Source organism: Bradyrhizobium sp. BR13661, assembly GCF_029892425.1.
In the GTDB taxonomy this organism is placed as follows: Bacteria; Pseudomonadota; Alphaproteobacteria; order Rhizobiales; family Xanthobacteraceae; genus Bradyrhizobium.
On the sequence record NZ_JARXWB010000012.1, the window covers coordinates 156,914 to 180,368 of the forward strand.

The following is a 23,455-nucleotide window of genomic DNA, read 5'->3' on the forward strand; positions in this document are numbered from 1 at the left end:
TAAGGTTAATTCTTCCTTTCGATTGTCGCTAAAATTTTATCTATTATCGTCCTTGGCATTCGAGACGAACCGGAGCCTTCAATAGTGTTTGCGTTTTGCCTGATCGTGACTGGAACTGCGTTGCTTCTCTCCGGCCTGGTCGCCTTCGGCCTTCATCAAAATTCGCTGCACTCGATCGCGCTGCTGTAGCCGACCAACGCCCTCACGGAATCGGCGGCAATCTCTGTTCTGCAATCACCCGCACCGGCGGGAACGTCACGCAGTCCACCACGTCGAACAGCACCGTGATGTCTTGGTCGAAAGACCGCGCAAATGCGATCGCATCATCGCGCTTCGCATCCGCGATGCGCGTCCCCAGGGTGCAATGCGGCGTCCAGGCGCCGGGGCGATAGTGAGGTCGACAGTGAGCGGGATCGATGGCTTCGCCGATCGCGGCGTGCCACCGCGCGAGCGCCGGGTCACTCGTGGGCTCCGCCCACAGGACCAGCGGGGGGCCGGAGAACCAGCGGATGCGCTTGAACGCGATGCGCAATTGCGCATCGCTATTCACCGCGCGCAGCATCGCCTCCCATGCGGTTTTCGCCTCGATCTCGGGCGAATCGTAGATTGCGAACGTCAGATGCGGCCGGTAGCCGAGAGCGCGCATCGAGGGCTCGTCCTCGAACGCCGCGACCTGGTCCCACAATCGTTCGACCTCGCCCGCGGAGGCATCATCGGCTCGAAGGTTGATCGCGATTGCCATTGTTGAACGCGTCGGAGACCAGGCCCTCATCTTTAGCTGATAGGCCGAGGTCTGCAACGGGTCGAAATCAGCGGCTGCGTGAAGCAAGGCCGGTCCTGCGCACCGACGATTTCCATATCGAGATTCGGCAACTCGTGTCCTTTCCGGCAAGATAATTCCTGTCCGACTCCGCTCCCTCCGAATTTCGATAGGCCGTTTAATCGCATCGATACTCTACGCCGGTAGGCTGCGTGCGACGCGCCTACGAAGCTCAGGCCGGGCCGCGAGACGCAAGGATTCCGAACGTGGGGAGATCTGTCGAATGAAGCTGCGCGCTTCGATCAAGCTTCGCATCTACGGCATCATCGGGTTGAGCTTCTGCGGCTTGCTGGGCCTCGCCGCCGTTCAGGTCGACAATCTCGCCGTCTCGTTGCGCGAGCAGCGGCAGAACGAGCTCAGCCATCTGGTCCAGTCGGCACTCAGCATCGCCAAGAGCGAATACGACAGGTCGCAGCGCGACAAGACGCCTGACGACGTCGCCCGTCAACGCGCGGCCGACGAGATCGGCAAGCTGCGCTACGGCAACGGCGACTATTTCTGGATCAACGACCTCGAGCCACGGATGATCATTCACCCGATCAAGCCGGAGCTCAACGGGCAGGATCTCAGCAACATCAAGGACCCGACCGGGAAGCGCCTGTTCGTGGAGTTCGCCGAGACCGTCAAACGCCAGGGCTCGGGCGTGGTCGAATATCACTGGCCGAAGCCCGGCAAGGACGCGCCGCAGCCGAAGCTGTCCTATGTCACGGGCTTCGCGCCGTGGGGATGGGTCATCGGCAGCGGAGTCTACATCGACGATCTCGACGCGCAGGTCTGGTCGAGCACGCGACAGCTGATCATCGCCGGGCTCTGCATCGTCATCGTTCTCGGCGCGATCACGCTGGTCATCGCCCGCAAGATGTCGTCCGCGCTGTCGTCGATGACGTCGGCGCTGATCGCGCTCGGCGCCGGACAGTTCGACGTGAAGCTGCCGGGCCTCAATCGCGGCGACGAGATCGGCGACATGGCGCGCTCGATCGAGCAGTTCAAGATCAAGGCCGCCGAGAAGATGCGCGAGGAGGCCGCGGCCGACGAACAGCGGCGGCTCCGGGCCGAGGAGGCCAAGGCTGCCGCACTTCAGGACATGGCCGAAACAGTCGAGCGCGAGACCAACGCTGCGGTCGCCGACGTCGCGAGCGGCACCAGCCGGATGGCCGACAACGCGACCCAGATGAACGACACCGCGCGGACGCTGGGCCAGAATTCGAGCAGCGTCGCGGCCGCCGCCGAAGAGGCGCTCATCAATGCCCAGACGATGGCGAAGGCATCCTCGCACATGGCGGCATCGATCACCGCGATCGCCCAGCAGGTCTCCACCTCCCGCGACCTGACGCGGCAGGCAGTCACCGCCTCCGCTGATGCGCAATCGACGATCGCGCGGCTGGAAGAGGCCGCCGGCAAGGTCGGCGCCGTCACCAATCTGATCAGCGAGATCGCCGAGCAGACCAACCTGCTGGCGCTCAACGCCACGATCGAGGCGGCGCGCGCCGGCGAGGCCGGACGTGGCTTTGCCGTGGTCGCATCCGAGGTAAAGTCGCTCGCCGAGCAGACCGCCAAGGCAACCAGCGAAATCTCGCAGCAGATTGCCGAGATCCAGGAATCGACCCGCGCCTCGGTGCAGTCGATCAGCGCGATCGGCGAGGTGATTCGCAATGTTGAAACGGTGTCGACAACCATCGCCGACGCCATCGAGCAGCAGAATACCACCACGATCGAGATCTCGCGCACCGTCGAGGAAACCTCGCTCGCAGCCCGCGAGGTCGCCGCCCAGATCGCCTCCGTCTCGCGCGAGGCTGTCGAGACGGGTCGTCGCGCTGCCGAAATCCGACATGGCTCGGTCGACATCGCCCAGAAGGTCGACGAATTGCGGCTGACGCTGGTGCGGGTCATCAGGACCTCCACCTCCGACGTCGACCGCCGCGCGGCAACACGGCTCGAGGTCCGTCGTCCCGGCACGCTGCTGGTGGCGGGAAAATCCTTCGACGTTGTCGTGCGGGACATCTCGGAGGGCGGCGCAAGGATCGACGACATTCCCGAGAGCTGGCCGATCGACACGCAGGTTCGCCTGCGGATCGAGGGCAGTTCGGCCGATCTTGTTGGAACCGTCGCCCGGATCGACGCCCGCTCCGCGCTGGTGAAATTCTCATCGACCAGCGGGCAAGATCCCGTACTGGCGAAGCTGCTCCGGCAGAAGGCCGCGTGAAATTTCGCCTGAATGAACGAAAATGCCACTTTTTCCCAACTCATGCCGGCGTTAATATGATGAACTTCATACGATTATTGCCTTTGATTCGAATTTCCGATGCTCTTCAGAAACCTCCATTCCTCGACGTCGCTGGAGTTGGTGCGCTACGCGGACATTGACCAGTTTCGCGAGAGCGAACGATATGCCGGTGCCGAAAGCATCCCGCTGAGAACAGGTGATTTCGCGGTGCTGCGGGCCAGTGTCGCGTTGCCCTCGTGCTCCCTTTCGCTGGTGCGAACATTTCCGCGCATCATCAGGGGGTACGATTTCTCTGGCCGGCTCGTCTTCGTCGTCCCCATGGACGATGTCGCCTCGACCCGGGTCAACGGCAAGGATATCGGCCGGTCGCTGCTGATCCTCAAGGGCGCCCCCGACTGCACGGTCTACGAGCCAGAGGGGCGTCTGGTCGCTATCCTCGCGATCCGCCGGGATGCACTGGCCGATAGCTGGCAGGCTTTCGACGACAGCCATGTGCTGCTGCAATTGACCGATGTCGACCTGGTCCGATTGCAAATGCACCTTCGCGGCGTGCTCGAGACCGCCGCCGCGGAACCCGGGGCCATCGAGGCCGAGGGCACGCCGGAGGCAATCGAGACTGCGCTGTTCTCGTCATTCGACGAGGCGATGTGCTCCGGATCCATCGACCACGGCCACGCGCGCGGGCGGTACAAGACGATCGTGGATCATATCGAACGCGTGGTCAGCGCAAACCAGACCACTGACATCTACTGCGATACCCTGGCACAGGAGCTCGGCGTTTCGACGCGCACGATGCACAGTGCCGTCCACGCCGTTTGCGGCACCAGCCCGTTGCGCTACAGCCAGCTTCGCCGCCTCTGGGCCGTCCGGCGCCAGCTCCGCAGCGGAGCCCCGGGCCTGACCGTCAAGGCCAGCGCCTGCGCCCACGGCTTCTGGCATATGGGTGATTTCTCCAAGCTCTATCGCGATACAATCGGAGAGCTTCCATCACACACGCTTGCAAATGCGCGGCGCCTGCTGGCGTGACGGCCGCTTCCGCTGCGGTCATCAATGCGTCCGGCGCGGAGGCGGCGTCGTCTGCTGTTGAAACCTCACGCGCGGGTTGATGTCGCAATAGGTGTTCCAGCGCCCGGATGCCGAGGCCAGGCACTGTTCACGCGTCGAGTACATGCATTCGCCGGAAAAGCCGAGCGATCCGCCAAAGACGCACCAGGGATAGTCGCGCTCGGCGTGTGCTGCACCGGCAAGCCCGGCCACCATGACAACAACCAACAGGGCGAGACGCATGTGATCCTCCATCATCTCAGCGGAACGGCGCCGGAAAGGCTGGAGCCCGCGAAGGTAACCGGTCGCTGGACAATGGCTTACGGATTGTCGTCCTCAACGGCAAGCGCAATCCGTCGCCTGCAACATCCTTCCTGACGATGAACCAGGTCATGCCGGCGGATGCGGGCGTCCTTTGTCCAGCTAGTGCTTCAGGATCGTTCCGCACAGCCATCTTGCCGACGATCGCATGCGCCTGTCGCACAATTCATTGCGCCCCGGTCCAGCGGTCATTCTCCATCACAACAGTGCAATGCTCGCCCTTCTGCTGACAGGCATCGAGGGCGAACTTGCGCGCATCGTCGAGGGTCGGCGCGGTCCGATAGGACGCATTCTGCGTTCCCGGTGTGCGGGCCAGCGCCTTCTCGCCCGGCGCGGTCAGATAGGCCTGCACATAGTTGTGCAGGGATGGCGGCCATTGCAGTTTCTGCAGCACGAATTCGACGTTGGAGAGCGGCCAGGTCGGGAGATTGCGGCTCCTCAGGAAAATGTCGAGCTCGGCCAGCCAGCGCGCGCGACCGGCAATCGATCCCAGTCCGGTGTGACCGTCTTCGCCGATCGGCTCGAGCAGCACGAGCTTGAGATCGGCGCCTGATGCCGTGAATGCCGCTCGCATCATTTCGATCTGATCGACGGGATGATTGAGATCGTTCCTGGCGAACACCCAGAGATTGGGAACATGGCTGCGCGCGCCAAGCGCCCTGAAATCAGCGGGAATGGCATCGTTGATGACAGCACATCCCGCCAGGTGCTCGCCGCCCGCAAGGTCGATCACCGCCGCAAGGCCCGGAATGTTGCGCGCGCCCAGTGCGAGCGCAGCCGCGCCGCCTGCGGATTCACCGATGACGATCATCCGCGCCGGATCGGCGTCAGTGCGCTGCGTGACAATGCCGATCGAGGCCTCGATGTCATCGGCATCCGCATTCATCCAGGACATGAAGGTATCCGCAGCACACGGCCCGTCAGACTGGCTCGGGCCGTCGGACGAACCATAGCCACGCCGGTTGATCGCCACCACGAGCCAACCCCGGCGCGCGATGTCGGCGATGGCATTGATGCCTGGATCGCGAGAGAGACTTTGATCCAGCGCCATGACACGAACCGGCGGCCGGCCGTGATTGAAGAACGCGATCGGCAAACGTCCCGCGGCATCAGAGCGTTTGACGAACAGCGCCTCCAGGCGAACATCCCTGCCGCCGATCTTGACGCGCAGATATTGACGCTCCTCGACGAGATCGCCGGCGAACGCCGTCGCGCACGAGACGATGAGGGCAACGACCGCGAAAGCGACATGCGCGCGGCATATTGGGGTTCTGCAGAACGGACGCATCATCTGACGTCACCGACCCAGCGATCATTTTCCATGACGATGGCGCAGTCCTGCGCAATCTTCTGACAGCTCGCCAGGGCGCCGTTGCGCGCCTCATCCAGGCTCTTCGCTCCAAGCTGGTACGTCAGCGGCAGATGCGGCTCGGCGACGACCTTGTTCGGGGGGCGCGTCCACGCGGCCTGCAGGGTCGGCGAGAACGCGATCGCCTTTTCGCCGGGAGCCGCGAAATAGCGCTGGAACAGGACCTCCGCGACATTCTCCCGCTCGATCCTGTCGGTGATCTTGAGCCGGTCGGCGACACTCCAGACGTCGGCCGGGCTCCATGTCGGCAGGCCTCTGACGCGCAGGAAGGCATCCATCTGCGCGTACCATGCGCCGGTCGCCTGACCGAAGATGGCGGTGCCGACGTCGCCGTCGCGGAAGAACATGACGAACTTGACGTCACCGCCGGCATCGAGAAACGCGCTGTGCAAGCGCTCGGCAAGATCAGGGCCGAACGCCTTGTCGCTCCGGGAATAGATCCAGAGGTTGGGGACGCGGTTCCTGGTGCCGAAGCTCTTGTACCGCTCGACCAGGAGGTCGTTGATCGGGCAGTTCGATTCCGACTGCAGGCTGCCCGACACCGAGACGACGCCGACCAATCCGGGCGGATTGCGCGCGGACAGCGCGACGGCCGCCACGCCTGCGATTTCGGATCCGATCACGATCACCCTGCTCGCATCGGCATCCGGCCGCTTCGCGACGATATCGAGGGCTGCCTGCAGATCGTCCGCCGCGGCGTTTGCCCATGCATCGAGGGATGCGGCCTGACAGGCGATCGCCACCGGCTTTTGCCCCTCGGACTGGCCAAAGCCGCGCCGCATCACGACCACGGCGAGCCAGCCGCGCCGCGCCAAATCCCGCGCGTAATGCGCGTAGGTCGCGATGTTCGCCCCGCCTCCGCCCGTTGCGGTCGCAACGCCGCCATTGGTGAGAATCGCAATCGGCAGCCGGCCCTGGGCGTCGGACTTCCTGATGATGAGCCCGTCGAGCCGGACAACATCCTTGCCGATAGTGACGGCCAACGGGGCTGCCGATTCCAGCAAGTCATCGGAGCATGCGGGTGACGCGGCACTGCAGGCGCATGCAACAAGCAGGATCACAAGGCGGGCACCGGTCACGATGTTCTTCCCCCAACGAAGGTCCAATTGGCGCGGGCGCATTGTGCGCACGCCGCGGGCTTTCAGCTAGCTTCACCGCGTAGCCGACCTGCAACAGCCGGCGCGCCAGCCTCGCGCGCAGGGACGCGTCGTGGCTCACCTATAACAAAAAACGTCGGTCGCGCCGAGGTCGCCGCCAACATGGGGGATTTCGCAAATGCCCTATCCATCATCCCCCGACAAATATCCCGTGAAGCGATCGTCGGAACGGCGCAGCCGGCGGCAGAGCTCACGATTGATGTTTTGCAGAATGATCACATAGGCGTGGATATCGGCCTTATAGCAGGCGTAGAGCTTTGGCGCCGTCAGCTCGTACAGCACGGTCGGGCTTTCCGCGACCACCGTGGCGGAGCGATTTTGCATTTCGATCAGCGTCATCTCGCCGAAGAAATCACCGGGCCCCAGAACGGAGATGGGGATGACGCTTCCCGAATGTGCCCGCTTGCTCACCACCAGCCGGCCGGATTTGACGATGAACATCGAGCGTCCTGGCTCGCCTTCGGCCACGACGGTCGCGCCGGCATCGAAGCTGCACTCGACCAGCATCGAGACCAGCAGGTCGAGACTTGCATCCGTGAGACCGCCGAAGAACGGCGTCGCGAGCAGGAACGCTTTCAGATCGGGGGTGCTGGCGGTCATCATGCGAGGATAGTTGTCGGCGCCATCAGCGGCAAGCCGAGCGCGAGCCGGCATGATTTATTGCGGCGCGATACTCTCGCTGCGCACCATCCGCTTTCGCCCGAGGTCGGCCACGACCTTGATGGTGGCCGCGAGGACAAGCGCACAGAGCACCGCCTTCGAGATCGTCTCCATCGTCCCTTCGATCAGCAGGCAATGGATCACGCTGCATGCGACGATGATGATCGCGAGGGGAATATGAATCAGGCGCCATGCGCGGAGCCGCAGTCCCAATCGCCGACGCAGGGCGGCTAGAAGCGCGACGGCGAAGATCGCCCACATGGCGATCACGCCGAAGGGGGAGAACGGCGTCGGCGATGAGAAGGTGAGCGCGTCGATCATGTCGGGCGGGCTGGTGAACCAGAGGCCGGCGACATGGATCACCACCGCGGCCGCGAGCGCGCCGCCGATCCAGTGATGGGCGCGCCTGTTACGATAGGCCGACAGGCCTGGCAGATATCCGCCGATCAGCAGCGGCTGAACCAGCACGAGACCGAGGGCGATGATTCCAGCGAAGCCGGCGAGGATGTAGATCGGGCCGCGCCATGCGAGCTGCTCGCTTGTCGCTGCGAGCGCGATCGGCACACCGATAGCCAACGCGAGTGCGGCCCAGATCAGGGATTTCCAGCCCTTGATCTGCAACGCAATCAGGCCGGCTGCAGCACGAAATGCGCCTCGAGGCTGGCGTCCTTTGCGCTCCGCATGATCGGCCGCAGAAAGACGGTTTTGAATTCACCGCTATCATAAGCGAGATGACCATGCGGCTGGCCGAAGATCGGAATGATCTGCGGCATTTCGAGCCGGAACGCACCGTCCTTGTCGGTGAGCGTGGCGCCGTGGCTCTGCGGCTCGTGCTCCTGCCCTTCGACCGTGTGCGCCCAGATCTGGATGCGCTGTCCGGCCAGCGGTGCGCCGTCGCCGGCGCGGCGCACAGTGCCGCTCATCCAGAAGCCGCCCTTGCCGATCCGATCCACGATCGGCGCGCCCTTGCGGTAGTTGTTGGCTCCGCCGGTCATCGATTCCGTCGGCGCGAGGCCGTCCGCACGTGCAGGCAGCAGGAGGCTGGAAGTGCCCGCCGCCAGGACGCCTGAGGCAAGGACCGAGCCGCCGACGACGAGGAGGTTGCGGCGACTGAGTACGACAAGGGTCATGTCTGTCCTCCAGGCGAAGGTGGCGCGCACGGAGAGTACTACAACACGCGCGAAACGCCCAGCTGAGACGACGGGCCCCATGCGGCGCCATAACAGGGTTGTGAACGGTGCTCTACCCATCCCGCGCGGTGACACTACATGTCCTTGCCTCAGACACGCAGCCCCTCCACACCGGTAGCCTCCATGATCCCCTTCTCCGTGCTCGACCTCGCGCCTATCAAGCAAGGTTCCGACGCCGCGCAGGCGTTTCGCAATTCGCTCGATCTCGCGCAGCATGCCGAGGGATGGGGTTTCAAGCGGTTCTGGCTCGCTGAGCATCACAACATGACGGGTATCGCGAGCGCGGCGACGTCGGTGGTGATCGCCCATGTCGCGGGCGGGACCAAGACGATCCGCGTCGGCTCGGGCGGGGTGATGCTGCCGAACCATTCGCCGCTGGTGATCGCCGAGCAGTTCGGGACGCTGGAGTCGCTCTATCCCGGACGGATTGATCTCGGCCTTGGCCGCGCGCCCGGCACCGACCAGCTCACCGCGCGGGCGATGCGGCGCGACCTTGCAACGGCGGCGGAGAATTTTCCGCATGACGTGCTGGAATTGCAGGCGCTGCTCGGCGATGTCAAACCGAACCAGACCATCCGCGCCGTGCCCGGCATGGGCACGAAGGTGCCGCTGTGGATCCTCGGCTCCAGCATGTTCGGCGCGCAGCTCGCGGCGATGCTCGGGCTGCCGTTTGCGTTTGCCTCGCATTTCGCGCCGCAGATGCTGATGCCGGCGCTGCGCGAATATCGCGCGCGGTTCGAGCCGTCGGCGCAGCTCGACAAGCCCTATGCCATGGTCGCCGTCAATGTGTTCGCTGCCGACAGCGATGCGGAGGCGCAGCGGATGTTCACCTCGCTGCAGCAGCAGTTCATCAATTTGCGCCGCGGCACGCCCGGACCTTTGCCGCCACCGGTCGACGACATGGATGCGCTGTGGTCGCCGGCCGAGAAGGCCGGCGTCGCGCAGGCGCTGGCGATTTCCGCCGTCGGCTCGCCCGCGGTTGTCGAAGAGAAGCTGAAGGCGTTGATCGCCGACACCGCCGCGGATGAGCTGATGACCACGGGCCAGATCTACGATCACACCGCGCGGCTGCGCTCGTTCGAGATCGCGGCGGAGGTGCGGGAGAGATTGGTGGGGGCGTGAGGCAGTTCGGCCTCAATGGTTCGAGACGCCCGCCAAGAGGCGGGCTCCTCACCATGAGGGTCTAACAGCAACACCAGACCTCATCCTGAGGAGCCCGCGCAAGCGGGCGTCTCGAAGGATGGCCACAACATAGCGCCGCTTACGCCGCCCTGATCGAGCTCATGAAGCTGGCGACGCCGCGCTTGAGGCGGGCGCTTTCGCCCGCGAGCGATTGCGCGGCCGACTGCACCTGGGCGGACGCACCGCCGGTCTCGGAGGCGCCGCGCTGGACGTCGGCGATGCTGGTCTCGACCTGCGAGGTGCCTTCGGCGGCGCGCTGCACGTTGCGGGAAATCTCCTGCGTGGCCGCGCCCTGCTGCTCGACCGAGGTGGTGATCGCGGCCGAAATCTCCGAGATCTTGCCGATCGTGGCGCCGATCTCCTTGATCGCCGCGACTGAATCGCGCGTCGCCGACTGGATGTCGGCGATCTGCTGGCTGATCTCGTCGGTTGCCTTGGCGGTCTGCTCGGCGAGCGACTTCACTTCCGACGCCACCACGGCAAAGCCGCGGCCGGCTTCGCCCGCGCGCGCGGCCTCGATGGTCGCGTTGAGCGCCAGGAGGTTGGTCTGGCCGGCGATGGTCTGGATGAGATCGACGACGTCGCCGATGCGGCTTGCGGCCTGCGACAGCTCGCTGATGCGGCTGTCGGTCTTCTGCGCCTGGCTGACCGCCTCGCTGGCGATCCGCGCCGAGGTCTCGACCTGGCGCGAGATTTCGCCGATGGAGGATGCAAGCTCTTCGCTCGCGGCGGCGACCGAATGCACGTTGGCGGATGCGTCGCCCGACGCGGTAGAGGCGCGGTTCGAGACCTGCGCGACGGTGTCGGCGGTCTTGGACAGCGTCGTCGACGACGTCTCGAGCTGGCCTGCAGCCACCGACACCAGCTCGATGATCTCGCCGACCTCGCGCTCGAACTGATCGGCGAGCCGGTTCATGTCGACCTTGCGGGCCTCGCCCTGGCGCTGCTCGGTGACGGCCTGCTCCTCACGCAGGCGGTTGGTCTCGATCATGGCGTCGCGGAACACCTGCACGGTGCGCGCCATCTCGCCGATCTCGTCGCGGCGATCCGCATGCGCGACCGGCGCCTCGAGCTGGCCTTCGCTGAGCGAGGCCATGCGCTCCTTCAAGCCGGTGAGCGGCTTGACCACGCTGCGGCCGACGGCCCAGGCGATCATGATCGAAATCAGCATCAGCACGGCGATGACGATCGAGGCCGTCTGCACCATCGACCAGAACGAATTGTCGACCTCGGACATGTATTCGGCCGAGCCGATCATCAGGTTCCAGGGCGCGAAACCGCGCGTGAAGGCGACCTTGTCGAGCGGCGTCGCATCATTGCCGCTGCGGCGGAACGAATAGCGCAGCGTGCCCTGCCCCTTCCTGGCGATGTCCATCAGCGCGATCGCGAACGGCATGCCATTGGCATCCTTGTTCGGACGCATGTCCTTGCCGACGAACTGGGGGATGCCGGGATTGGAGACGCACAGCCCGGTCTCGTAGTCATAGATATAGGCGTAGTTGCCGTGGTCTTCGTACCAGACGTAATTGTTGGCCTCGAGGAAGCGCTTCTTGGCTTCCTCCTCGGTCATCTGTCCGGCCTTGTAGGCCTTGTAGTAGCCATCGGCCAGGCTCCAGACGATATCGACGGCAGCATGCGCCTTCTCGATGCGCTCGGTGACGAGCTGGTTGCGCGCGATCCACAGCACGGTCGAGGCAACCATCGCCATGCAGACGGCGCCGACGAAGGTCATGAGGGCGAGCTTGGCGCCGATCGAGCGCAACGAAAACAGGTTCTTGAGAGCCGGCATTCTGCCTCTTCGGGTTGCTGACGCCGCGCCGTGGAGAATCAGGCAGCAGGCGATCACATTGGCGAGAACGCGAAAAATAGAGGCAATTCGTTAAGAACTCAGTTACGGCGCACGCCTGCCGGAGCTCGCGGCAGAAAGACGCAAAATCGGCCTGTCAACGGCTGACGTCCCCCTCGATCTGTGGCAAATGTCGAAGATCTTACCGAGAAGTTAACGAGGCCACGCATGCCCGCGCCGAAACCGCCCGCCTTCGAAACCCTGAGCCTGCATGCGGGCCAGCATCCGGATCCCGCGACCGGGGCGCGTGCGGTGCCGATCTACCAGACCACGTCCTACGTGTTCCAGGATTCCGACCATGCGGCGGCGCTGTTCAATCTCGAGCGCGCCGGCCACATCTATACGCGCATCTCCAATCCGACCACCGGTGTGCTGGAAGAGCGGCTCGCGGCGCTGGAAGGCGGCGTCGGCGCGATCTGCACTGCAAGCGGCATGGCCGCGCTGCATCTCGCGATCGCGACGTTGCTCAACGCCGGCGACCACATCGTGGCGTCGAGCTCGCTCTATGGCGGCACCATCAATCTCTTGGCGCACACGCTGCCGCGCTTCGGTATCACCACAAGTTTCGTGAAGCCACGCGATCATGACGCGTTCCGGAAGGCGATCAAGCCGAACACGAAGCTGGTGATCGGCGAGACCATCGGCAATCCCGGGCTCGAGGTGCTGGATATCCCGAAGGTCGCGGGAATCGCGCATGAGGCAAAGATCCCGCTGCTGATCGACAACACCTTTGCGACGCCCTATCTCAGCCGACCGATCGAGCTGGGCGCCGACATCGTCATGCATTCGGCGACAAAGTGGATCGGCGGCCACGGCATCGCGATCGGCGGCGCCATCGTCGACGGCGGCCGGTTCGACTGGCGCAAATCGGGCAAATTCGGCGTGCTGACCGAGCCCTATGGCGGCTATCACGGCATCGTCTTCGACGAGCAGTTCGGCACGGCCGCCTTCATCATGCGGGCCCGCACCGAAGGCCTGCGCGATTTCGGCGCCTGCCTGTCACCGACCAATGCGTTCCAGCTGTTGCAGGGCGTCGAGACGCTTGGCGTACGCATGGACCGGCACATCCAGAATACGCACCTGGTGCTGGAGGCGCTGAAGTCCAACAAGGCGGTCGACTGGGTGCTGCATCCCTCGCTGGAGACCCATCCCGACTACCAGCTTGCGAAGACGCTGCTGCCGCGCGGCGCGGGCTCGATCGTCTCCTTCGGCATCAAGGGCGGCCGGCCAGCGGGACGCAAGTTCATCGAGTCCCTGCGCATGATCAGCCATCTTGCCAATGTCGGCGACGCCAAGACGCTGGTGATCCACCCCGCCTCGACCACGCATCAGCAGATGGATGCCGAGCAGCTGAAGGCCGCCGGCATCGGTGAGGAGCTGGTGCGGCTCTCGGTCGGCATCGAGACGGCCAGCGACATCATCGACGATCTCGCGCAGGCGCTGCGCATCTCGCAAAAGGTTTGAGACGATGAAGCTCTCCGTCAACGGCACTGAGGTGTTTGTCGCGACCGGCGGCCGCGACTTCGACAAGTCCCTGCCCACGGTCGTCTTCCTCCATGGCGCCGGCTTCGATCATTCGACCTGGGCGCTGCACACGCGCTGGTTTTCCCATCACGGCTTTGGCGTGCTGGCGCCTGATCTGCCCGGCCACGGCCGTTCGGCCGGCCTATCACTGGGAAGTATCGCTGAGATGGCAGACTGGACGGCGGCGCTGCTCGATGCGGCCGGCGCTGCGAAGGCGCACCTCATCGGCCATTCCATGGGATCGCTGATCTCACTGGAAACCGCGGCGCGTCACCCCGACAAGGTGTCGGCGCTCAGCCTGATCGGCACGGCTGCGACCATGACCGTCGGCCCGGATCTGCTGAAAGCGGCCGAGGCCAACTCGCAGGATGCCAACGACATGGTCTCGATCTGGGGCCTCGGCTTCAACGCCGAGCTCGGCGGCAGCCTCGCGCCGGGCCTGTGGATGCATGGCGGCGCACAGGCCGTGCTTCAGGCTTGCGAACCGGGCGTGCTGTTCAAGGATCTGTCCGCCTGCAATGCCTACGCGAATGCGCTGACTGCGGCTGCGAGCGTGAAGGTGCCGACGACACTCATTCTTGGCGAGCGGGACATGATGACGCCGGTGAAGGCCGGCAAGGCGCTCGCGGCGGCGATCCCGCATGCGAAGACTGTCGTGGTGCCGGGCGCGGGCCACATGATCATGGCGGAGCGGCCGGACGAACTGCTCGCGGCGCTGAGAGGCTGATAGGGTTAATCTTCGGCCTCGCGTTCCGCTGCCGCGCGCAAGGCGAGCCGCACCAAGGGCGCCAAGGCCCGCTCCGCCGCCGCCAAGAAAGCGGCGCGCACGCGGGCGCGCCGCCGGAGCTAGATGGAGCGCCGCATCGGCGAAGCTACTCGGCTGCTTCGCTGAGATCGAGCCGCGCTCGCGGTGCCTCTCCAGTCACTACCGAGACACGCTCGCCCCAGCGTTCCTCGGGATAGTAATCCCAGACCGCGTGGTGCTGGCTCGCCCAATTATCCCATACGAGCAGCGAATTCGGCTGCCAGTGCACGCGGGTCTGCAGTGCAAGCTGGCTTTCGACATGCCGGAACAAGAGCTGGAGAACGGCGTCGCTTTCCCGCCGCGTTAGTTGCACGATATGCGAGGTGAAGGACGCATTCACATAGAGGAACTTGCGTCCCGTACGCGGATGGATCGCCACCACCGGGTGCTCGGTTTGCGGATAGGTCTTGCCGGGATCAGGCTTTGCGCCATAGCCGGCGGTCCAGGCCAGCGCCCCGTCGTGGATCGCGGTCAGCCCGTCGAGCAATTGCTTGATCGGATCCGACAGGAATTCGTAGGCTAGATACATGTTGGCAAAGGCGGTATCGCCGCCGAGCGGCGGGGTCTTCGTCACCCGCAGCAGCGAATAGGCGATCGGGCTGGGATCGCAGGACACGTCGGGATGCCAGCCGTCGCCGGCGGTGAAGCGTGAATCCCGGCCGGTCTTCCAAGACAGGAATTCCGGATCGAACGGACCATCGCCCTTGAAGCGCGTGGCGGCGAGCTCATGCCGGTGCAAAGACTTGCCGAAGCGGCGCGCGAAGCGCTTATGGTCCTCCGGCGACAGTTTCTGGTCGCGGAAGATCACGGCAAGATTCTCGTCGAGCGCCCGCCTGATCTCGGCGAATTGCGTCTCGCTCACCTCCTTGGCGAGGTCGACGCCGGAGATCTCCGCGCCCACGGTCGGTGAGAGCTGCGTGACCTTGATCGTCTCGAACGGCTTGCGTTGGTCCGTATTCCAGCGTTCGATCGCGAGCTTGTCATTGAAGTCTCTGTAGAAACTCATTTTACCACTCCTCAAAAGGGTGCCCGCTCAGGAACCTGGCGTCCACTTCCAGACAATGTCGGAGACGTTGACCGGCTTCGGGATCAGGCCGAGCTTGGCAAAGCGGTCTGCGACGGCCTGCTGGGTTGCGATCACCTCGGCATCCAGCGGCACGACGCGGAAGTTGGAGCGATCCACGAAACGCCTGACGGCCGCGATGTCGACGCCGGTCGCGTCGGCTTGCGCCTTGGCGACGTCCTCATGGTGTTCGTTGGCCCAGACGCCTTCGGACGCGAAGGTGGTGTTGAGCCTCGCGACCAGCGACGGATATTTTTCGACGAAATCGGTATTGGCGATGTAGAACGCGTTCGGCTTGTGCACGTCCTTGTCGAAAACGAGGACGCGCGCGTTCTCCTTCAGCTCGGCGAGCGCGAGATAGGGATCCCAGATCGACCAGGCGTCGACCGAACCCTTGACGAAGGCCGCAGTCGCATCCGCCGGCGCAAGCGGAGCCGGCGTGATATCGCTCCAGGCGACGCCCGCCTTCTCGAGCGCGGCGACCAGGAGATTATGCGCGCTCGATCCCTTACCAAAGGCAACGCGCTTGCCCTTGAGGTCGGCGAGCGTCTTGATCGGCGAATCCTTCGGCACGATGATCGCCTGGGTGTTGCCGTCCGATTTCACCGCGGCGACGTAGCGGATCTTCGCACTGCCGGCCTGCGCGAAGATCGGCGGGGCATCGCCGACATAGCCGAAATCGACACTGCCGACATTGATAGCCTCCAGCAGCGGCGGACCGAACTGGAAGTCGATCCACTTGATCTCGATGCCGAGCGGCTTGAAGGCATTTTCCAGCGTCTGGCGCTGGCGAACGGCGGGGAAGAAGCCGCCCTTCTGGGTGCCGATGCGGATCTCGGCCGGCTTGTCCTCGGCCCGCACGGGCGAACCCGCCGCACTTGCCAGCAACAGAGCGCCAGCGATGATGTGTCGTCGCGTGATCATTTGCAAAGTCCTTTCGGTCGGCTGGTGCTCAGATTGACACAAGGTGCCGGCGCTCCGCGAACACGGCGCGTGCGGCGCGTTCGGCGTCCCGGGCCGAGCGGAACTGTCGGCCCTCGAGGCTGTCGAACAGGCGTTCTGAGGAGAAGAAGCGGAAGCCGCGCTCATCACTGGCGATGATGCCGGCGGTGCGGTCGTGAACTTCGATGATATAGGCTTTGGGCATGGCTGCTTGTTCGCCGAACGGGTCGGCGCTCCTGTCAAGAGATTACGATCGGGATTTGGCTCGGCGATCAGCAGCAACAACAGGTGCCGGTCGCGGCCGAGACGCAGCGACGCATCATGCGCTTGCGCATGTCGCTCTTCACTCGCTGGTCATTCGATCTCATGCAGCAGCTTTCGGCTCGAAGATGCAGTTTCGATGTTTCGAATATCGAGGGATTGCCCCGATCGGTCAATGAAATGGCTATCCATATTTGCCGCGGTCGCGTGCACGCACTTCTCTGCGCGCAAGCCGCCACAGCCGAAATCATCTCGCAATGATGTCAACACGCTGGGGGTCCATAGCGTGGTACCGTTGCCCTGAGAGGCGCAAAGAAATGCGGGAGGACGACATGACGGATACCATGAAGGGGCGCGTGGCGCTCGTCACCGGCGGCTCGCGCGGGATTGGCGCAGCCGTCTGTCGTGCTTTGGCCGAAGCAGGCGCGGCGGTGGCAATCAATTGCCGCGAGAGAATTGGCGCGGCTGAACAACTCGCAGGCGAGATCGGCAAGCAGGGCGGCCGCGCCATCGTGGTCGCGGCCGATGTCTCGCAGCGCGAAGCCGTCACCGGCATGGTTGAGCGCGTCGCGGCCGGGCTCGGGCCGATCGACATCCTGGTCAACAATGCCGGCATCGCGATCACGCGCGGCGTCGACGATCTCACCGAGGACGATTTCGACCGCACCATCCTGGTCAATCTGAAATCCGCGTTCCTGTGCACGCAGGCGGTGCTGCCGTCGATGCGAGCGCGGAAGTGGGGCCGCATCGTCAACATCTCCTCCGGCGCCGCGCGTGGTGCCGGCTCGATCGGTCCGCACTACAACGCCTCCAAGGCCGGCATGGAGGGCCTCACGCGGGGCTATGCTGCGCGGCTGGTGAAGGAAGGCATCACCGTCAATGCCGTGGCACCGTCGCTGATCGAGACCGACATGATGAGCGGCCAGCCGCAGCTCGTCAGCCGCATCCCGCTCGGCCGCTTCGGCACGGCGGAGGAGGTGGCGAAAGCCGTGATGCTGTTGGTGGACAATGCCTATATGACCGGGCAGACGATCGCGTTGAGTGGGGGAATGGCGTTCAATTAGAGGGCTCTTCACCTCGCCCCGCTTGCGGGGAGAGGGGGACGAGAGAGCGCGGACTCACCACATCGTCGCCGCAGCGCGCTCCGGCCAGATGCGATCATACTCCGCGCCGCCGACCTTGTTCTGGCTCATCTCGGCCAGGATCTGGCCGGGCGTCGGCAGCGTCTTCGGGTCGATGCGCTTGTCGGGATTCCAGAGGTCGGCGCGGACGATAGCGCGGGCGCATTGGAAATAGATCTCGTCCACGTTCATCACCATGACGCTACGCGGCGCCTTGCCCTCGACCCTGAACGAGGCAAGCAGGTCCGGATCAACAGAGAGATGCGCGCGGCCGTTGGCGCGGACTGCGTTGCCGGAGCCGGGGATCAGGAACATCAGCGATACGCGCGGATCGCGCACGATGTTGCGCAGGGAATCGATCCGGTTGTTGCCGCGGCGATCCGGCAGCATCAGCGTCTTGGGATCGTGGATACGGACGAAGCCAGGAAGATCGCCGCGGGGCGAGCAGTCGATGCCTTCAGGGCCGATGGTGGCAAGCGCTGCAAACGGCGCTTTTTCGATGAAGATGCGGTAGAGCGGAGTGACGTGGTCGGCGACTTTCACGGTCGAGGCATCGTTGGTGGCGCCGTAAATGGCTTCCAGCTGTTCGACCGTCTCAATCACCGTCATTCCACTCTCCTTGTTCTGCCGGTTATTCGCGCCAGCATTCATTCCGGATCACACGCACGAGCTGGCGGCCGTGATAGTCCGCGCTGCCGGCGTTGAGGATAGTCACATCGGCACTGGCCGATGCGTCTCCGACACTGCGTGTGAGCCGGTCGGCGATATTCCCGTCGCTGTTGCGCGCACGCGCGGCAAGGCGCTGCGCCAGCACGTCCGGCGGCGCCGTGATCGCGACCACGACGACATTGGCATAGGCCCGGCGCAGGGCGCTGATCACCGTGCGCGAGACATTGACCACCACGGCGCGCCCCGCGCGGATGTCGTCGTTGATCTGCAGCGGTAGCGCATAGGAATGGCCATGTGCGTCCCAATGCACGGCGAAATCGCCGTGATCGCGAGCACGGGCGAATTCGTCCGGACTCACCGCAATATTGTCTTCGTCGGCCGAGGACGCGCGCGTCACGACACGGCGCGGGAAGACGATTTCGTGATCGTCGGCGCAGGCGGCTTGCGCCAACCGCAGCAGCGTGTCCTTGCCGGCACCGCTTGGGCCCACCACGAGCACGAGCCGCCCCGGACCAATCGCGCCCGCTTGCCCTGCCTCCGTCGCGACCGCCTCGCTCATGCGACGCGGCTCCCTTCGCGCCAGACGCTGCGGACAACAGGAACGCTACCGGCCACATGCACGCGGATCAGGTCGGCACGCTTACCGACCGCGATCTCGCCGCGATCGGTGAGGCCGACAGCATCGGCGGGCGCCTTGGTCACGGTGCGGACCGCCGCCGGCAGGCTGATCGACGGCGCATGCTCGGGCAGTTGCAGCGCGCCCATCAGCAGGCTGGATGGGATGTAGTCCGACGACAGGATATCGAGCAGGCCTTCGCGCGCGAGATCGATCGCGGCGATGTTGCCGGAGTGCGAGCCGCCACGCACGACGTTGGGCGCCCCCATCAGGATGTCGATGCCGGCCTGGTGCAGGCCGCGCGCGGCCTCGATCGTGGTCGGGAATTCCGCCACCGCGACACCGTCACGCACGGCGTCGGCGACGTTCTCCTCGGTGGTGTCGTCATGACTCGCCAGCGGAATTTTGTACTGATGCGCCAGCGCTACGATCTCGCGCATATTGGCCGCGGCATACTTCGTCTGGTAATCGAAGCGCCTCGCGAACAATACGTCGAGCTCGGCATCGGTCATGCCGCCGCCCTTGCCCCGGTAATAGTCGCGCAGCTTGACCTCGTCGCGGAACTGGCGCTGGCCGGGCGTGTGGTCCATCAGCGACATCAGCTTGACGTCGGGCCGATCGATCAGCTCCTTGGCCTCCTCGACCACGCTCGGCATCGGGATCTCGCAGCGAAGATGCAGGAAGTGGTCGGCGCGCAGCAGATTGCCGGCGCGCGCAGTGGTGATCGCCGCTGCGAGCACGCCGGCACGGCCATCGACCTCCTCGGCACCGTCCTCGCGCCACACCCGGAGCGAATCGAACACGGTGGTGATGCCTGAGGTCGCAAGCTGGCCATCATAGGAGATCACCGCGGCGACCGGATTCCAGAACACCTTTGGGCGCGGCACGTAATGCGCTTCGAGATGGTCGGTGTGGAGCTCGATCAGGCCGGGCATGATGAGGTCACCGCCGGCGTCCTCTGCGCCCGCGGGGGCCCTGCCCTCGCCGATCTCGGCAATGCGTCCGTCAGTGAGGGCAAGCCAGCCCTGTTCGATCACCCGGTCAGCCAGCACGATTCTGGCGTTGGCGATGACGGTATCCTTCGGCTTCATATTCCCTGTCCTTCAGGCCGCGGCGGCAAAGCTGGTGACGTCGACGATGCGGTCGGCAATCAAATGGCGGATTTCGTCGTCATGGACAATTGCGACCATGGCGACGCCCTGGCGCTTCTTCTCGGCAACCAGCTCGACCACCACGGCGCGGTTGGCCGCATCGAGCGAGGCAGTCGGCTCGTCGAGCAGCAGAATCGGCAGATCCGAGATGAAGCCGCGCGCGATGTTGACGCGCTGCTGCTCGCCGCCGGAGAAGGTCGCGGGCGGAAGCTGCCAGAGCCGTTCGGGGATATTGAGGCGATGCAGGAGCTCGCCGGCACGCGCATGCGCATCAGCGCGCGTCATGCCATTGACGATCAGCGGCTCCGCAACGACGTCGATGGTTGCAACACGCGGCACGGCGCGAAGGAACTGGCTGACATAGCCGATCGTCGCGCGGCGGACATTGAGGACTTGCCGAGGCTCGGCGGTGGCCAGATCAATCACCTCGCCGCGATGGCGGATGCCGATGCGGCCGGAATCGCAGCGGTAATTGCCGAAGATCATCTTGAGGATCGACGATTTTCCGGCGCCTGACGGCCCCGAGAGCACGACGCACTCCCCCGCCTGAACCTGAAAGGTCACGCCGCGCACGACAGGCAATTCGATGCCGCCCTGCAGATGCATGGTAAAGGTCTTGTTGGCGTCAGCGACTTCGATCATGGCGGACATCGGAGCACTCATGTTGAAAAGCTTATGGCGGCAAAATCGAGGAGACGAGGAGCTGGGTATAGGGCTCGCGGGGATCGTCGAGCACCTGGTCGGTGAGGCCTGTTTCGATGACGCGGCCGCCCTTCATCACCATCACGCGATGCGAGAGAAGGCGCGCGACCGCGAGATCGTGGGTGACGATGACGACGGCGAGATGCAGTTCGGCGACGAGATTGCGCAGGAGATCGAGCAGGCGGGCCTGCACGGACACATCAAGCCCGCCCGTCGGCTCGTCCATGAACACCAGCCGCGGCTCGGTGACGAGGTTGCGCGCGATCTGGAGGCGCTGGCGCATTCCGCCCGAATAGGTGCGTGGCGCATCGTCGATGCGCGCGACGTCGATCTCGACGCGGGTGAGCCAGTCGGATGCGCTCTCGCGAATGCGGCCGTAATGGTTCCAGCCCACCGCCATGAGCCGCTCGCCGACATTGGCGCCGGCCGAAACCGCCATGCGCAGACCCTGCGCCGGATCCTGATGCACGAAACCCCAATCGGTGCGGAACAGGAGGCGCCGTTCGGCCTCGCCGAGGGCGGCGAGATCGCGGGTCACGCCGTCGCGCATCCGGTAGGACACCTGCCCGCTGCTGGCGGCGAGCTGGCCCGACAGCAGCTGCAACAGGGTCGATTTGCCCGAACCGGATTCGCCGACGATCGCCAGCACTTCGCCGGAATAGAGCGCGAACGACACATCCCGGCAGGCGACGATGCGGCCATAGGATTTGCTGAGCGCGTTGGCGATCAACAGCGGCCGATCGGTTTCCGGAAGATCAGCCATTTTCTTTCCCTTGTGCTTCTGCTTGTGCTTCTCCTTGCGCCTTGTCCTTGTAAGGCGCAGCACTCAGGGCCCCGTGATGGCCGGCGGCCTGACGCCCCTCGCAGTAGTCGGTGTCGGAGCAGACGAACATGCGGCTGCCCTTGTCGTCGGTGACGATCTCGTCGAGGTAGGAATTTTCGGCGCCGCACAGCGCGCAGGGCGCGTTGAAACGATACGGCTCGAACGGGTGATCCTCGAAATCGAGCGACACCACCTGGGTATAGGGCGGAATCGCATAGATGCGCTTCTCCCGGCCGGCGCCGAACAATTGCAGCGCCGGGCAATTGTCCATCTTCGGATTGTCGAATTTCGGCGTCGGCGACGGATCCATCACGTAGCGCGCATTCACCTTCACCGGATAGGCGTAGGCGGTGGCGATGTGGCCAAAGCGGGCGATGTCCTCGTATAGCTTCACATGCATCAGGCCGTATTCGGCGAGCGCATGCATGCGACGCGTCTCGGTCTCGCGCGGCTCGAGGAAGCGCAGCGGCTCCGGGATCGGCACCTGATAGACCAGCACCTGGTTCGCGTGCAGCGACGTTTCCGGAATGCGGTGGCGGGTCTGGATCACGGTCGCCTCCTCCGTGGACGTCGTGGTCGCGACGCCGGCGGTCTTGGCGAAGAATTTGCGGATCGAGATCGCGTTGGTGGTGTCGTCGGAGCCCTGGTCGATCACCTTCAGCACGTCATGCGGCCCCAGGATCGCGGCGGTCACCTGGACGCCGCCGGTGCCCCAGCCATAAGGCATCGGCATTTCGCGGCTGGCGAACGGCACTTGATAACCGGGGATCGCGATCGCCTTCAGGATCGCGCGGCGGATCATCCGCTTGGTCTGTTCGTCGAGATAGGCGAAGTTGTAGGCGGGCGCGTTCATTCCGCGGCCTCCTTCATGGCATCGGGCGCGTTGGCCTCGGCTGAGGCTTCGGCAAATTCCTTCCGGAGCTTGCGTAAGAGGCCGAGCTCGGACTGGAAGTCGACGTAATGCGGCAGCTTCAGATGCTCGACGAAGCCGGTCGCCTGGACGTTGTCCGAATGCGACAACACGAATTCTTCATCTTGCGCCGGGGCTCCGGCCTCTTCACCGAGCTCGCGGGCACGCAGCGCCCGGTCGACCAGCGCCATCGACATGGTCTTGCGCTCGCTCTGGCCGAAGGCAAGGCCATAGCCGCGGGTGAAGCACGGCGCTTCCGTCGCCGATCCCTTGAACTGGTTGACCATCTGGCACTCCGTCAGCTCGATCGAGCCGAGCGGCACGGCAAAACCAACCTCTTCGGCTGCGAACTCGACCTCGACATCGCCGAAGCGGATCTCGCCAACGAAGGGATGATTGCGGCCATAGCCGCGCTGGGTGGAATAGCCCATCGCCAGCAGAAAGCCTTCATCGCCACGCGCGAGATTTTGCAGGCGCAGGTCGCGATCTGCCGGGAAGTTCAGCGGCTCACGGGTGAGATCGCCGACGCTGGCGCCATCCTCGGCTTGCGGCGAGGTCTCGATCAACCCGTCGCGGCCGAGAATATCGGTCACGCGCGGGGTTGCCGCTGATGACGCCTCCGATGTCGCCGGCGCCTCGGGCACAAAGCCTTCGGCCAACGATGGATCGAGCAGGCGATGCGTGTAGTCGAAGGTCGGCCCGAGGATCTGGCCGCCCGGAATGTCCTTGAAGGTCGCAGACACCCGCCGCCGCACGCGCATCGCACCGGTGTTGACGGGCTCGCTGGCGCCGAAGCGCGGCAAGGTGGCGCGGAAGGCGCGGACCAGGAAGATCGCCTCGATCAGATCGCCACGCGCCTGCTTGATCGCCAGCGCCGCGAGTTCGCGGTCATAGAGCGAGCCTTCGCTCATGACGCGATCGACGGCGAGCCCAAGCTGTTCCGAGATCTGGTCGAGAGAAACTTCCGCAACGCCCTGGTCACCGCGCCGTGCGTTGGCAAGCAGGCGATGGGCGTTCTCGATGGCGCGTTCGCCGCCCTTGACTGCGACATACAT

24 protein-coding genes are annotated in these 23,455 nt (G+C 64.7%); 6 read left to right on the forward strand and 18 right to left on the reverse strand.

Annotated elements, in window-relative coordinates; genetic code table 11:
• Positions 1-202: 202 nt before the first annotated feature.
• Complete coding sequence (locus tag M2427_RS20770; protein WP_280708456.1) at positions 203-742, reverse strand: 2'-5' RNA ligase family protein; 540 nt, start codon at positions 740-742, stop codon at positions 203-205.
• Positions 743-1,043: 301 nt separating this feature from the next.
• Here M2427_RS20770 and M2427_RS20775 point away from each other — a divergent pair, with 301 nt between their 5' ends.
• The gene (locus M2427_RS20775) at positions 1,044-3,023 is read left to right on the forward strand and encodes a cache domain-containing protein (RefSeq protein ID WP_280708457.1); all 1,980 of its coding nucleotides are present in this window, start codon (positions 1,044-1,046) and stop codon (positions 3,021-3,023) included.
• A 99-nt stretch (positions 3,024-3,122) separates the two neighbouring features.
• Positions 3,123-4,070, forward strand: coding sequence for a helix-turn-helix domain-containing protein (locus M2427_RS20780; protein WP_280708459.1), 948 nt, complete (start codon positions 3,123-3,125; stop codon positions 4,068-4,070).
• A gap of 21 nt (positions 4,071-4,091) precedes the next feature.
• Here M2427_RS20780 and M2427_RS20785 read toward each other — a convergent pair whose 3' ends face one another.
• The 6 genes from M2427_RS20785 to M2427_RS20810 all read right to left on the reverse strand — a co-directional run bounded on the left by M2427_RS20785 (position 4,092) and on the right by M2427_RS20810 (position 8,725).
• The gene (locus M2427_RS20785) at positions 4,092-4,331 is read right to left on the reverse strand and encodes a DUF3551 domain-containing protein (RefSeq protein WP_280708461.1); all 240 of its coding nucleotides are present in this window, start codon (positions 4,329-4,331) and stop codon (positions 4,092-4,094) included.
• 244 nt (positions 4,332-4,575) lie between these two features.
• Entirely contained in the window at positions 4,576-5,700 is a 1,125-nt protein-coding gene (locus tag M2427_RS20790) for an alpha/beta hydrolase (RefSeq protein WP_280708462.1), read from the reverse strand.
• A complete protein-coding gene (locus M2427_RS20795; RefSeq protein ID WP_280708463.1) occupies positions 5,697-6,761 on the reverse strand; it encodes an alpha/beta hydrolase in 1,065 nt (354 codons plus the stop codon). Before M2427_RS20795 ends, M2427_RS20790 begins: the two co-directional genes overlap by 4 nt.
• Before the next feature lie 297 nt (positions 6,762-7,058).
• On the reverse strand, positions 7,059-7,535 hold the full coding sequence (locus tag M2427_RS20800; protein ID WP_280708551.1) for a cyclic nucleotide-binding domain-containing protein: 477 nt from the start codon (positions 7,533-7,535) through the stop codon (positions 7,059-7,061).
• A 57-nt stretch (positions 7,536-7,592) separates the two neighbouring features.
• A complete protein-coding gene (locus M2427_RS20805) occupies positions 7,593-8,210 on the reverse strand; it encodes a ferric reductase-like transmembrane domain-containing protein (RefSeq protein ID WP_280708552.1) in 618 nt (205 codons plus the stop codon).
• Between the two features lie 11 nt (positions 8,211-8,221).
• Complete coding sequence (locus M2427_RS20810) at positions 8,222-8,725, reverse strand: Twin-arginine translocation pathway signal (RefSeq protein ID WP_280708465.1); 504 nt, start codon at positions 8,723-8,725, stop codon at positions 8,222-8,224.
• 183 nt (positions 8,726-8,908) lie between these two features.
• Between M2427_RS20810 and M2427_RS20815 the strand changes: the two genes are divergently transcribed.
• Positions 8,909-9,907 (forward strand): LLM class flavin-dependent oxidoreductase, encoded by a 999-nt coding sequence (locus tag M2427_RS20815; protein ID WP_280708466.1) that lies wholly within the window; start codon positions 8,909-8,911, stop codon positions 9,905-9,907.
• Between the two features lie 139 nt (positions 9,908-10,046).
• Here M2427_RS20815 and M2427_RS20820 read toward each other — a convergent pair whose 3' ends face one another.
• The gene (locus M2427_RS20820) at positions 10,047-11,756 is read right to left on the reverse strand and encodes a methyl-accepting chemotaxis protein (RefSeq protein WP_280708467.1); all 1,710 of its coding nucleotides are present in this window, start codon (positions 11,754-11,756) and stop codon (positions 10,047-10,049) included.
• Positions 11,757-11,981: 225 nt separating this feature from the next.
• On the opposite strand from M2427_RS20820, the gene M2427_RS20825 reads away from it, so the two are divergent.
• Together M2427_RS20825 and M2427_RS20830 are read left to right on the forward strand one after the other, a co-directional pair.
• On the forward strand, positions 11,982-13,277 hold the full coding sequence (locus M2427_RS20825; RefSeq protein WP_280708468.1) for an O-acetylhomoserine aminocarboxypropyltransferase: 1,296 nt from the start codon (positions 11,982-11,984) through the stop codon (positions 13,275-13,277).
• 4 nt (positions 13,278-13,281) lie between these two features.
• Positions 13,282-14,064, forward strand: a complete 783-nt coding sequence (locus M2427_RS20830; RefSeq protein ID WP_280708469.1) for an alpha/beta hydrolase — start codon at positions 13,282-13,284, stop codon at positions 14,062-14,064.
• Between the two features lie 145 nt (positions 14,065-14,209).
• On the opposite strand, the gene M2427_RS20835 is transcribed toward M2427_RS20830, so the two are convergent.
• From M2427_RS20835 to M2427_RS20845, 3 genes are read right to left on the reverse strand one after another with little or no spacing between them, the layout of a single operon-like run.
• On the reverse strand, positions 14,210-15,148 hold the full coding sequence (locus M2427_RS20835) for a TauD/TfdA family dioxygenase (protein WP_280708470.1): 939 nt from the start codon (positions 15,146-15,148) through the stop codon (positions 14,210-14,212).
• A 27-nt stretch (positions 15,149-15,175) separates the two neighbouring features.
• Positions 15,176-16,129 carry an aliphatic sulfonate ABC transporter substrate-binding protein gene (locus M2427_RS20840; protein WP_280708471.1) on the reverse strand — a complete coding sequence of 318 codons (954 nt, stop codon included), beginning with the start codon at positions 16,127-16,129 and terminating at the stop codon, positions 15,176-15,178.
• Between the two features lie 28 nt (positions 16,130-16,157).
• Entirely contained in the window at positions 16,158-16,352 is a 195-nt protein-coding gene (locus tag M2427_RS20845) for a hypothetical protein (RefSeq protein ID WP_220005167.1), read from the reverse strand.
• Between the two features lie 388 nt (positions 16,353-16,740).
• Between M2427_RS20845 and M2427_RS20850 the strand changes: the two genes are divergently transcribed.
• A complete protein-coding gene (locus tag M2427_RS20850; protein ID WP_280708473.1) occupies positions 16,741-17,472 on the forward strand; it encodes an SDR family NAD(P)-dependent oxidoreductase in 732 nt (243 codons plus the stop codon).
• A 54-nt stretch (positions 17,473-17,526) separates the two neighbouring features.
• Here M2427_RS20850 and M2427_RS20855 read toward each other — a convergent pair whose 3' ends face one another.
• Genes M2427_RS20855 through M2427_RS20885 form a run of 7 tightly spaced genes read right to left on the reverse strand, consistent with a single transcriptional unit; the run spans position 17,527 to position 23,455 of the window.
• Positions 17,527-18,138, reverse strand: a complete 612-nt coding sequence (locus M2427_RS20855) for a pyridoxamine 5'-phosphate oxidase family protein (RefSeq protein WP_280708474.1) — start codon at positions 18,136-18,138, stop codon at positions 17,527-17,529.
• A 22-nt stretch (positions 18,139-18,160) separates the two neighbouring features.
• On the reverse strand, positions 18,161-18,757 hold the full coding sequence (gene phnN / locus M2427_RS20860) for a phosphonate metabolism protein/1,5-bisphosphokinase (PRPP-forming) PhnN (protein WP_280708475.1): 597 nt from the start codon (positions 18,755-18,757) through the stop codon (positions 18,161-18,163).
• Positions 18,754-19,905 carry an alpha-D-ribose 1-methylphosphonate 5-triphosphate diphosphatase gene (locus M2427_RS20865; RefSeq protein WP_280708476.1) on the reverse strand — a complete coding sequence of 384 codons (1,152 nt, stop codon included), beginning with the start codon at positions 19,903-19,905 and terminating at the stop codon, positions 18,754-18,756. Before M2427_RS20865 ends, phnN begins: the two co-directional genes overlap by 4 nt.
• A 12-nt stretch (positions 19,906-19,917) precedes the next feature.
• The gene (gene phnL, locus M2427_RS20870; protein ID WP_280708477.1) at positions 19,918-20,616 is read right to left on the reverse strand and encodes a phosphonate C-P lyase system protein PhnL; all 699 of its coding nucleotides are present in this window, start codon (positions 20,614-20,616) and stop codon (positions 19,918-19,920) included.
• Between the two features lie 22 nt (positions 20,617-20,638).
• Positions 20,639-21,430 carry a phosphonate C-P lyase system protein PhnK gene (gene phnK / locus M2427_RS20875; protein ID WP_280708478.1) on the reverse strand — a complete coding sequence of 264 codons (792 nt, stop codon included), beginning with the start codon at positions 21,428-21,430 and terminating at the stop codon, positions 20,639-20,641.
• A complete protein-coding gene (locus M2427_RS20880) occupies positions 21,423-22,343 on the reverse strand; it encodes an alpha-D-ribose 1-methylphosphonate 5-phosphate C-P-lyase PhnJ (RefSeq protein WP_280708479.1) in 921 nt (306 codons plus the stop codon). The genes phnK and M2427_RS20880 overlap by 8 nt, the downstream gene beginning before the upstream one ends.
• Positions 22,340-23,455 (reverse strand): carbon-phosphorus lyase complex subunit PhnI, encoded by a 1,116-nt coding sequence (locus tag M2427_RS20885; protein WP_280708481.1) that lies wholly within the window; start codon positions 23,453-23,455, stop codon positions 22,340-22,342. Before M2427_RS20885 ends, M2427_RS20880 begins: the two co-directional genes overlap by 4 nt.